The organism is Aurantimonas sp. A2-1-M11 (assembly GCF_036549475.1).
Classification (GTDB): domain Bacteria; phylum Pseudomonadota; class Alphaproteobacteria; order Rhizobiales; family Rhizobiaceae; genus Aurantimonas.
On record NZ_JAZHLI010000050.1, the window covers coordinates 1 to 10398 of the forward strand.

Consider the following 10398-nt stretch of genomic DNA (forward strand, 5'->3'; position numbering starts at 1 on the left):
AATGGAAGTTCCAGCACGCCGCCCTGCACGGCTCGTCGCATTACGACCTGCCGCCGGTCCTGCGCTGGTTCACCGGCAATATCGGCATCCACCACGTGCATCATCTGTCGGCCACGGTGCCGTTCTACCGCCTGCCGCAGGTGCTGCGCGACCATCCCGAACTGCACGGGCTCGGCCGCATCACGATCCGGCAGAGCCTGGGCTGCGTGAAGCTCGTCCTGTGGGACGAGAGCGCCCGCCGGCTGGTGTCGTTCCGCGACGCCGCCAGATCGCTCGGGACCCGGCTCGAACCGACACCGGCCGCCGGCTGAGTCACGATACGACCGGGCAGCGGCGCGTGCGATCACGCCGCTGCCCGTCTATTTCCACGGACCCCGGCAGCGCCTGCCCATCCCTCGGCTCCCGAAAGCGCGGCTAAGCTCCGCCCTGCCATGCCTTCACCGCGTCCAGCGGCCACAGCAGCATCAGGACGTTGAGGGTGAGATTGTCGCGGATCATCCAGCCGACGAACAGCTCCAGACCGATGGCCAGGGTCACGGTCAGCCAGACCGGCAGCCGGCTCGCGAGCCAGAATCCCAGCACCATGAAGCCGATGTCGGACACGGAATTCAGGACGCTGTCGCCGTAATAGTCGAGCGCAATCGTCGCCTCGCGGTAGCGCTGGATCACCGCGTCGGTGTTCTCGGCGATCTCCCAGGCCGCTTCGACCAGCAGCGCCAGGACCAGCCGGGTGCCGAAGCTGGCCCGCCGCAGAAGCAGCCAGCCGGCGAAGAAGAACAGGACGCCGTGGATCAGGTGAGACGGCGAGTACCAGTCCGACAGATGCTGGGAATTTTCCGAACTGACCACCACGCCGTGCCAGAGCTTGATCGTGCCGCATTCGCAGATCGGCGTCCGGCCCATTGCCAGCAGAATCGCCGCCGTTGCCGCGACGATCGCCACGCAGGCCAATGCCTCGATCCAGCCGGCCCTGCGCATCCTCTCCATCATCGCTCTCCGCCACCCAAAAAGGCCGGCGCTGCCGCCGGCCTTTGCCTCATAGCGCGGGACGTGGGACGTGCCTACTGCACCTCGGTGATCCGCCCCTCGATGACGGGCGCATAGGCCGCATCGGTGCCGGCGAGATACTCGACCACCACCTCTTCCAGGGCCGGACCGAAATCATAGGCCTCGGTGCCCTTTTCGGCGAACACGGTGTAGCCGTCGCCGCCGGTGCGCATGAAGTTGTTGGAGACGACGAGATAGGTCTTCTCCGGATCGAGCGGCACGTAGCCCTCGCCCTCGCGGATCTCGACCGAGCGGATGCGGTCCTGCCCGGGCGTGCCGGCGGGCGACCAGGCATATTTCAGTCCCGCCACCTGCGGGAAGCGGCCGCCGCCCTCCTCGACCTGCGACACGCCGTTCTCCAGCGCCGCCTCGATGTCGGCGCCGGTCAGCTGGAAGGTCGACAGGGTGTTCTGGAAGGGCAGCACGGTCAGCACCTCGCCCATGGTGATCTCGCCGGAATCGATCGAGGCGCGCAGGCCGCCACCATTGATGATGGCCACGGCCGTGCCCTGGTCGGCGACGCGGGCCAGCATCGCATCGGCGACGAGGTTGCCCATCTCGCATTCCTTCGCCCGGCAGGTCTCGCGCGACCCGTCGATCGCAACCTGGCTCTGGCCGACGACCCTCTCGCGGATTTCCTGCAGCGGACCGGCGAGTTCCTCGATGCGCGCCTTGAGATCGCTGTCCTCGGCGATCTGGCCGTCCATTATCACCGGGTTGCCGACCGCGGCCGTGACCAGGCCGGAATCGTCGAATGTCACGGTGAGTTCGCCGAGATACTTGCCGTAGGCATAGGCTTGGACGATCGGCACGTCGATGCCCGTCGGGTTCGGCACCATGGTCGGATAGGGGCCGGCCGCCGTGTCGTCGGTATTCGACAGGAGCGTGTTGCTGTGCCCGCCGACGATGACGTCGATGCCGTTCACCTCGGCGGCGATGCGCTGGTCGACGGCATAGCCCGAATGGCTGAGGAGGATGATCCGGGTCACGCCCTCCTCGGTCAGCCGTTCGACCTCGGCCCGCACCGCCTCGGCCGGATCGGAGAAGCGCACATTCGGGCCGGCGCTCGACAATTCGCCGGTGTCGCTCGGGGTGACGCCGATCAGGCCGATCTTCTCGCCGCCCTTCTCGATCACCGCCGAGGGCTTCAGCGTCTCGGCCAGTTCCGGCTCGGCGGTGACGTCGGCATTGGCCAGAAGGACCGGGAAGTCGACGGCTTCCATGAGGGCGCGCAACACTTGCGGGCCATCGTCGAATTCATGGTTGCCGACGGTCATGGCGTCATAGCCGAGGGCGTTCATCATCTCGGCCGCGGCCTTGCCCTTGTACTGGGTATAGAACAGCGTGCCCTGGAACTGGTCGCCGCCGTCGACGAGCAGCGTGTTGGGATGGGCCTCGCGCGCGGCTCGGATGCCGGACAGGAGCCGGGCCGAGCCACCGAAGCACTCGGCCTTCGTCGCCTCGTCGGCCGAGCAGGTGGAATCGTATTTGTTGATCGGCTCGATCCGGCTGTGCATGTCGTTGGTATGCAGGATCGTCAGCGTGTAGTCGGCAAGGGCCGGCCCGGCCATTGCCGCCGTCAGCGCGATCGCCGCGGCACCCGTCAGTCGCCTCATGTCACATCTCTTTCGCTTGGGAACGCCAGGATCCCGGAGGGAGGGCCGGCAGGCCGATCGCACTGCGCTACGCGGCGATGTTAGCCAGAGACGAGGCGGTTTGAACAGGGTGGTACAACGTCCCAAAGGGCCTGCCTGGTCATGCCACCCGGTCGGCATGGCGGCCTCGCAACTTAATTGATTGACTGATCAATCAACTTACCTATCTTGACGCCATGACCCAATGGAAATCGCCCCGCACGGGCCGTGGCGGAATCGAGAGCGAGCGCCGCGAAGCGCTGATCGGTGCCGTCATCGGCGCCGTCGAACAGGCCGGCTCGCTCGACGTCACCATGGCCGACATCGCCTCGCGCGCCGGCGTCTCGCCCGCCCTTGCGCATCATTATTTCGGTGCCAAGGACGATCTGCTGATCGCCGCCATGCGCCAGCTTCTGCGCGAGTTCCGCGCCGAGGTCACCCGCCGCCTGTGTGCCGCCCGCACGCCGCGCGAGCGCGTCTCGGCGGTGATCGAGGCAGCCTTCGACGAAAGCCAGTTCCGCCGCGAGGCGATCACCGCCTGGCTGGTGTTCTACATCTATGCCCGCCGCTCCTCGGAGGCCGCACGCCTGCTGCGCGTCTATTTCCGGCGGCTGGAAACCAATCTCGTCTCGGGTCTCGAGCCGCTCGTCGGTCCGGTCGCGGCGGTCTCGATCGCGGCGGCCACCGGCGCGATGATCGACGGCGTCTGGCTGCGCCAGGCTCTCACCCCCCTGACCGCGCCCGACCGCGCCGCCGCCGTGCGGATGATCGAGCGGGTCATCGACGCGGAGGTCGCCCCATGAAGACTCTCGACGAAGCCGATTACGTGATCGTCGGGTCCGGCTCGGCCGGATCGGCGCTGGCCTATCGGCTGTCGGAATCAGGCCGCTACGACGTCGTCGTGGTCGAGGCCGGCGGCACCGATGCCGGGCCTTTCATCCAGATGCCGGGCGCCCTGTCCTTTCCGATGAACATGGCGCGCTACGACTGGGGCTACCGGGCCGAGCCGGAGGCGACGCTGGGCGGCCGGCGGCTGGCGACGCCGCGCGGCCGCGTCATCGGCGGCTCGTCCTCGATCAACGGCATGGTCTATGTGCGCGGCCACGCCAAGGATTTCGACCATTGGGCCGAGACCGGCGCGGCCGGCTGGGGCTATGCGGACGTGCTGCCCTACTTCAAGCGCATGGAGAGTTTCGAGGGCGGCGGCACCGAACCCCGTGCCGCCGACGGGCTGCCGGCCGGTGATCCGGCCTGGCGCGGCATGTCCGGGCCGCTCAACGTCCAGCGCGGGGCCATGCAGAACCCGCTTTACGGCGCCTTCCTGGAGGCCGGCCGCCAGGCGGGCTATCCGCTGACCGACGACTACAACGGCGCCATGCCCGAGGGCTTCGGCCCGATGCAGCAGACGATCTGGCGCGGCCGACGCTGGTCGGCCGCCAACGCCTATCTGCGCCCGGCCATGGCTCGCGGCAATTGCCGCCTGCTTCAGGGCAATGTCGCGCGGATCGCCTTCGAGGGCACCCGCGCCACCGGCGTGGAGATCAGCCGGCGCGGCAGGCGCACCGGCATCGTGCGGGCGCGGCGCGAGGTGGTGCTGGCCGCCGGCGCCATCAACTCCCCCACCATCCTCATGCATTCGGGCATCGGCGATCCGGCCGAGCTGTCGCGGGTCGGCATCGACACCCGCGTCGAACGGCCGGGCGTGGGCCAGAACCTGCAGGACCATCTGGAGGTCTACATCCAGCAATCCTGCACCCAGCCCATCACCCTTAACGGCTATCTGCACCTCTTCGCCAAGGGGCGCGTCGGGCTGGAATGGATGCTGATGCACACGGGCTACGGCGCCACCAACCATTTCGAGGCAGCGGGCTTCATCCGGTCCGCGGCCGGCGTCGAATATCCCGACATCCAGTATCATTTCCTGCCCGGCGCGATCCGCTATGACGGCCAGGCGGCAGCACCCGGACACGGCTTCCAGGCCCATGTCGGGCCGATGCGCTCCCAGTCGCGCGGCCGGGTCCGCCTGAAGAGCGACGATCCCGGCGCGGCACCGTCGATCCGCTTCAACTACATGTCGCACCCGGACGATTTCCCCGAATTCCGGCGCGCCATCCGGCTGACGCGCGAGATCTTCTCCCAGGCCGCCTTCGACGCCTATCGCGGCCCGGAGATCCAGCCCGGGGCGGCGTTGCAGAGCGACGACGATCTCGACGCCTTCATCGCGGAGCACGCCGAGAGCGCCTATCACCCCTGCGGCACATGCCGCATCGGCGCACCGGACGATGCCGGTGCGGTGGTCGATCCGGCGTGCCGGGTGATCGGGACCGAAAATCTGCGCCTGGCCGATTCGTCGATCTTCCCGCGCATCCCATACGGCAATCTCAACGGCCCTTCGATCATGGTCGGAGAGAAAGCCGCCGACCACATTCTCGGCGACGGCATGCTCGCCCCGGAGCCCGACAGGCAGCCCTGGATCGACCCCCACTGGCGCGAGCGCCAGCGGTAACGCGGCGGGCGGCGAAGCACCGCTGCCCGCATTCCGTCAGCGCAGCACGGCGTGCCCGGTCAGCGGCGGCGGGCCGTGGCGATTGGTGGCATCACTGGGCTGAACGGCGAAATAGATAAACACCAGCCAGCCGAACAGCGGCACCAGATTGATCAGGAACCACCAGCCGCTGCGGCCGGTGTCGTGCAGGCGGCGGACCGAGACGGCCAGCGACGGAATGAAGATCGCCAGCGAGAAGATCGAGCCGAGCGGCTGGTAGCCTTCGCCGGAGAAGGGCGCGACACCCATGACAGGGCCGACCAAGACCGAATCGAGAATGCCGAACACGAGATTGCCGGCCAGCGTGAACAGCGCGAACCACCAGAACTCCGATCGCGGCGCCCGGCCCCGGAAGGTCGCGTAGTTTTCAAAGACTGAGCGGACGGCTTCGGCAAACGACATGGCTTGTCCCCCTGACACTTGCCGGCTGGTGGCCGGCTGACAGGGCCAGCCTGCCCGATCCGAAGGCGGGATTCCACCGTCTGGAGCTCACGACGAGGCGCGGCGCAGCGTGGCTCACAGCGTAAGAGCGCGGGTGTATCTGTCACAGCTGTTTGGAGTCAGCGGCGCATGCCCTGCGCCGTGTCGCCGGGGCCCGGACAGGCCGAGATCCGCACCGGGGCGCCGGCCGCCTCGCCGAGGGTCAGGCATTTGCCGACCGCCCCCGCCCCGGAGCTGTCGGCATCGGCCAGCGGACAGAGGGTCCAGCCTGCCCCGGTGGCGCCGGATGCGGCCAGCACGAGTTCGGGAACCGGCGCCAGAACAGGCGTGTAGACATAGGCACCGTCCTGCAGCACGGCGTCAGCCGGTGGCTCCATGCCGGCGCCCGATCCCTCGACGCGTCCCTCGACGACGGTCAGGCCGCCCGGCCCGACCACCCAGCGCTCTTCCCAGCGGGTCTTCTCCACGGAATGGGTCCAGGCCAGCGAAAAGGCCGTGGCGGCCAGGGTCAGCGCCTTGGCGCCGGCGGCGATGCAGATCATTCGGCCGCCGAGGCCCTCTCGTCACGGGTGTTGCCCCGAGCCGTGCTGCCGCCGCCGGTGCGGTTGACCACTTCGGGCACCCCGTGCCGACGGACCTGCAGCGTATGCCAGCCGAGGATCAGCGCGGCCAGGGCGAAGCCGATCTCGTCGGTGACAGGCAGCGCGGCGATCAGCGTGAAGGCCGCGACCGTCGCCACGGCGCGCTCCCACCATTTCAGCGGCGCGGCCAGATAGCCGATCGCCGCCGCGCCCCACAGCGCAATAGCCAGGCACGCCTTGAAGATGATGTAGGCGACGGCCGGCCAGTAGCCGATGGCTTCGGCCAGCGGGCCCCCGTCCTGCAGCATCAGCGCCGGGGTGTAGACGGCCATGAAGGGGATGACGAAGCCGGCGAGCGCCACCTTCACCGCCTGCAGGGAGATCTTCAGCCCCGGCGCCTTGGCGATCGGCGCGGCCGCGAAGCAGGCAAGCGCCACCGGCGGCGTCAGATCGGCCAGGATGCCGAAATAGAAGACGAACATGTGGGAGACGATCAGGGGCACGCCGAGGGCGAGCAGCGCCGGACCGGCGATCGAGGAGGTGATGATGTAATTGGGGATGGTCGGGATGCCCATGCCCAGGATCAGGCAGGTGATCATGGTCAGCACCAGCGACAGGAACAGCGAGGTGTCGCCGACCGCCACGATGAACTGGCCGAAGGTGTTGGCAACGCCGGTCAGCGTCATCGTGCCGACGATGATGCCGACGATGGCGCAGGCGATGCCGACGGGCAGCGCCGTCTTGGCGCCCTCGGCGAGGGCGTCGCGGGTCAGGAGCAGCGTCTCGCGGCCGCCCCGGAACAGGGCGCAGAGGCCGATCAGCACGGCCAGGGCGATCACCACCGGCGTGATGCCGTATTCGAAGAAGGCCGCGGCCGAGAGGCCGAGCCCGATCCAGAAGATGTAGCGCAGCGCCTGCACCGAGATTCGTCCGGCCAGCGGCGCGCCGAGGATCAGGAGCGCCGTCAGCGCCAGGCCGATCGTGCCGGCATAGAGCGGCGTGTAACCGGTGAAGAGGAGATAGACGAGGACGCCGAGCGGGAGCAGCAGGTACCAGCCCTTTTTCAGCGCCTGGAGCGCCGAGGGCAGCTCGTCCCGCTGCAGGCCGAGGAGGCCGCGCTTGCCGGCCTCCAGATGGACCATCCAGAACACCGAGCCAAAATAGAGCACCGCCGGGATCACCGCTGCCTGGACGACGGCGGCATAAGGCACATTCAGGGTCTCGGCCATGATGAAGGCGACCGCGCCCATCACCGGCGGCATGAGCTGTCCGCCCATGGAAGCGGTGGATTCGACACCGCCGGCAAAGGCGGGGCGATAGCCGAAGCGCTTCATCAGCGGGATGGTGAACTGGCCGGTGGTCACCACATTGGCGACGCCCGAACCGGAGATCGTGCCCATCAGGCCGGAGGAGATGACCGCGACCTTGGCCGCGCCGCCCTTGGCGCCGCCGACCAGGCCCAGCGAAATGTCGGTGAACAGCTTGATCATGCCCGCCCGCTCCAGGAAGGAGCCGAACAGGATGAACAGGAAGATGTAGGAGGACGAGACGTAGGTCGGGATGCCGTAGATGCCCTCGGTACCGAAGGACATGTGGTCGACGATCTGGCTGAACGGGTAGTAGCGGATCACGAAGGGCGACGGCAGGAAGCGGCCGAAGAGGCAATAGGCCAGGAACAGGCCGGCGATGATCGGCAGGGCCGGACCCATGATCCGCCAGGTGGCCCCGAACAGCACGGCCAGCGCCGCGACGCCGACGACCGTGTCACTCACCGACGGCATGCCGGCGCGGAAGATCAGTGCCTCGTATTCCCACCATTGATAGACGGCAACGCCCATGCCGGCCAGGCCGAGCAGCCAGAACAGCGCCCGCAGGCCGGCATTCTCGCCCTTGATGGCGGCGACCAGCGGCAGGCCAAGCAGGCACAGGAAGCCGACATGGACGGCCCGCACGATCTGGCTCGGCAGGTCCCACAGATGCGCAGCGGTCGCGAGCTGGAAGATCGAGAAGGCAAAGGCGATCCAGAACAAGATCCGGCCTTCCGTGCCGAGCGGGAAGCCCGCCGACAACGGATCGTGCACCTCGACGGGCTCGCCGTCCGGCGCCAGTTCGTGATGCCTCTCCAGTTCGCCCGGCGTACCCTGGCTCATCGACGGCTCCTCCCAGAGGCCTGTTACGGCCGGACCATACAACATCGGCCTCGAAAGGCGATTGCCCTTTCCGGCAAGAGGCCTCGCCCCGTCAAGGCCTTCCGTAGATCCGGGCGATCTCTTCCACCACCGGCGCCGAGCCGAAACGCACCGGATCGGTGGCCGGCAGGCCGTGCTCGGCCGCCAGTTCCGCCAGCAGGGTCCGGGCCGAATCCTCGTCCAGCCTGGCGGTGTTGACGCAGATACCGACGCAGCGGATGGCCGGGTTGGTCAGCCGGCCCAGGATGATCGTCGCCTCGATCACCGCGGCAATGGTGGGCAGCGGCGTCTCGACGCCGCGCATGGTGCGGCGGGTCGGCTCGTGGCAGACCACGAAGGCATCGGGCTGCGAGCCGTGCAGCAGGCCGAGGGTCACGCCGGCAAAGGACGGGTGGAACAGCGAGCCCTGCCCCTCGACCACGTCCCAATGGCTGTCGGCCGCATCGGGCGTCAGCCATTCGGCTGCGCCGGCGATGAAATCGGCGACGACCGCGTCGAGCGGGACGCCGCGGCCGGCAATCAGGATGCCGGTCTGGCCCGTGGCGCGAAAGTCGGCGTCGAAACCAGCGGCCTGCATGTCGCGCTCCAGGCAGAGGGCGGCATATTTCTTTCCGACCGAACAGTCGGTGCCCATGGCGAGCAGGCGCTTGCCGGTCCGCTTGCGCCCCTTGCCGGTGTCATAGCTGCGATCGGGCTGGCGCAGGTCGAAAAGCTGCCGGCCGTTGGCTGCGGCGGCTGCGGCGATGCGATCCACCGAGCCCAGCCGTACATGCAGGCCGCTGGCCACGTCTAGGCCGGCCTCCAGCGCGGCGACGATGGTGTCGACCCAGTGCTCGGGCAGCACCCCGCCGGCATTGACGACGCCGACCACCATGGTCCTTGCACCCGCCGCCAGTGCATCGGGCACGGACATCTCCGGCAGGCCGAGATCGGCGCCGCAACCCGGCAGACGCAGCTGCGCCAGGCACCAGTCCCGGCGCCAGTCGACGACGCCCTGCGCGGTCTTGGCCGCCAGCGCGTCAGGCACGTCGCCGAGGAACATGAGATAGGGAGGAGTGACGTTCATGATGGCGCTTTCGGGAAGGGATCTATCGGACGCCAGACTGACCGAGTTGCCGCCGCTTGTGAAGCAGCGGCGCGGGGAAGGTTGCGGCAGTGCACAGGTGGCTGGTGGGCTGATCGGGGCGGCCAGGCCGCATCGGCACCGTCCCCGGTACGGGCCCCGGCGAGCGACCCGCCATCCGCCGCCAGCACGAAGAACTTTTGCCTCGGAGGCGAAATCCGGTAGAGCGGAGCAGACATTTTTCTCGAGCGAAGGCGATCCATGACCATCCGCGTCCACAAAGGCGATCTTCCCGACATCTCCCGCTATACCGGTCCGGTGGCGATCGACACCGAAACCCTCGGCCTCGACACGCGCCGCGACCGGCTCTGCGTCGTCCAGCTGTCGCCGGGGGACGGCACCGCCGACATCGTGCAGATCGCCAAGGGCCAGAGCGAGGCGCCGAACATCGCCGCGCTGCTCAAGGACCCGGCCAGGACCAAGATCTTCCACTATGCGCGCTTCGACATCGCGGCGCTCTACCACGCCTTCGGCGTGATGACCGACGGCATCTTCTGCACCAAGATCGCCTCGCGCCTCACCCGCACCTACACGGACCGCCACGGGCTGAAGGATCTCGCCCGCGAGATGGTCGGCGTCGACATCTCCAAGCAGCAGCAATCGTCGGACTGGGCGGCCGAGACCCTGTCGCAGGCGCAGATCGAATATGCCGCGTCCGACGTCCTGTATCTCCACGACATCATGGGCGCGCTCTACAAGCGGCTGGAGCGCGAGGACCGCATGGACCTCGCCAAGGCATGCTTCACCTTCCTGCCGACTCGGGCTCGCCTCGACCTCGCCGGATGGGCCGAAGAAGACATCTTCTCGCACTCGGCCTGACACGCGGACAGGCGCACGG

At 68.2% G+C, this 10398-nt stretch carries 10 protein-coding genes; 4 read left to right on the forward strand and 6 right to left on the reverse strand.

What is annotated here, in order from left to right:
- Nucleotides 1-311 (forward strand): fatty acid desaturase (locus VQ042_RS18645; RefSeq protein WP_331821823.1); only part of this gene is annotated, 311 nt, incomplete at its 5' end.
- A 103-nt stretch (nt 312-414) separates the two neighbouring features.
- Here VQ042_RS18645 and VQ042_RS18650 read toward each other — a convergent pair.
- Both VQ042_RS18650 and VQ042_RS18655 read right to left on the reverse strand, forming a co-directional pair.
- The gene (locus tag VQ042_RS18650) at nt 415-990 is read right to left on the reverse strand and encodes a DUF2585 domain-containing protein (protein WP_331821824.1); all 576 of its coding nucleotides are present in this window, start codon (nt 988-990) and stop codon (nt 415-417) included.
- A 71-nt stretch (nt 991-1061) separates the two neighbouring features.
- Nucleotides 1062-2663: a bifunctional metallophosphatase/5'-nucleotidase gene (locus tag VQ042_RS18655; protein WP_331821825.1), complete on the reverse strand. Its 1602-nt coding sequence runs from the start codon at nt 2661-2663 to the stop codon at nt 1062-1064.
- Between the two features lie 215 nt (nt 2664-2878).
- Between VQ042_RS18655 and betI the strand changes: the two genes are divergently transcribed.
- Nucleotides 2879-3484, forward strand: coding sequence for a choline-binding transcriptional repressor BetI (betI, locus tag VQ042_RS18660; protein ID WP_331821826.1), 606 nt, complete (start codon nt 2879-2881; stop codon nt 3482-3484).
- Nucleotides 3481-5187, forward strand: a complete 1707-nt coding sequence (betA, locus tag VQ042_RS18665) for a choline dehydrogenase (RefSeq protein WP_331821827.1) — start codon at nt 3481-3483, stop codon at nt 5185-5187. Before betI ends, betA begins: the two co-directional genes overlap by 4 nt.
- 36 nt (nt 5188-5223) lie before the next feature.
- Here the strand turns inward: betA and VQ042_RS18670 are convergent, their stop codons facing one another.
- The 4 genes from VQ042_RS18670 to dgcN all read right to left on the reverse strand — a co-directional run bounded on the left by VQ042_RS18670 (nt 5224) and on the right by dgcN (nt 9503).
- A complete protein-coding gene (locus tag VQ042_RS18670) occupies nt 5224-5628 on the reverse strand; it encodes a DUF805 domain-containing protein (RefSeq protein WP_331821828.1) in 405 nt (134 codons plus the stop codon).
- A gap of 158 nt (nt 5629-5786) precedes the next feature.
- Complete coding sequence (locus VQ042_RS18675) at nt 5787-6209, reverse strand: DUF1850 domain-containing protein (protein WP_331821829.1); 423 nt, start codon at nt 6207-6209, stop codon at nt 5787-5789.
- A complete protein-coding gene (locus VQ042_RS18680) occupies nt 6206-8398 on the reverse strand; it encodes a TRAP transporter permease (protein WP_331821830.1) in 2193 nt (730 codons plus the stop codon). The genes VQ042_RS18675 and VQ042_RS18680 overlap by 4 nt, the downstream gene beginning before the upstream one ends.
- A 91-nt stretch (nt 8399-8489) precedes the next feature.
- Nucleotides 8490-9503 carry an N-acetyltransferase DgcN gene (dgcN, locus tag VQ042_RS18685; protein WP_331821831.1) on the reverse strand — a complete coding sequence of 338 codons (1014 nt, stop codon included), beginning with the start codon at nt 9501-9503 and terminating at the stop codon, nt 8490-8492.
- 258 nt (nt 9504-9761) lie between these two features.
- On the opposite strand from dgcN, the gene VQ042_RS18690 reads away from it, so the two are divergent.
- Complete coding sequence (locus VQ042_RS18690; RefSeq protein ID WP_331821832.1) at nt 9762-10379, forward strand: ribonuclease D; 618 nt, start codon at nt 9762-9764, stop codon at nt 10377-10379.
- Nucleotides 10380-10398 lie beyond the last annotated feature (19 nt).

What these genes read in the sequence shown, in the direction of transcription:
- VQ042_RS18650 (WP_331821824.1), bottom strand. Translation starts at nt 990, where the DNA reads ATGATGGAGAGGATGCGCAGGGCCGGCTGGATCGAGGCATTGGCCTGC.
- VQ042_RS18655 (WP_331821825.1), bottom strand. Translation starts at nt 2,663, where the DNA reads ATGAGGCGACTGACGGGTGCCGCGGCGATCGCGCTGACGGCGGCAATG.
- betI (WP_331821826.1), top strand. Translation starts at nt 2,879, where the DNA reads ATGACCCAATGGAAATCGCCCCGCACGGGCCGTGGCGGAATCGAGAGC.
- betA (WP_331821827.1), top strand. Translation starts at nt 3,481, where the DNA reads ATGAAGACTCTCGACGAAGCCGATTACGTGATCGTCGGGTCCGGCTCG.
- VQ042_RS18670 (WP_331821828.1), bottom strand. Translation starts at nt 5,628, where the DNA reads ATGTCGTTTGCCGAAGCCGTCCGCTCAGTCTTTGAAAACTACGCGACC.
- VQ042_RS18675 (WP_331821829.1), bottom strand. Translation starts at nt 6,209, where the DNA reads ATGATCTGCATCGCCGCCGGCGCCAAGGCGCTGACCCTGGCCGCCACG.
- VQ042_RS18680 (WP_331821830.1), bottom strand. Translation starts at nt 8,398, where the DNA reads ATGAGCCAGGGTACGCCGGGCGAACTGGAGAGGCATCACGAACTGGCG.
- dgcN (WP_331821831.1), bottom strand. Translation starts at nt 9,503, where the DNA reads ATGAACGTCACTCCTCCCTATCTCATGTTCCTCGGCGACGTGCCTGAC.
- VQ042_RS18690 (WP_331821832.1), top strand. Translation starts at nt 9,762, where the DNA reads ATGACCATCCGCGTCCACAAAGGCGATCTTCCCGACATCTCCCGCTAT.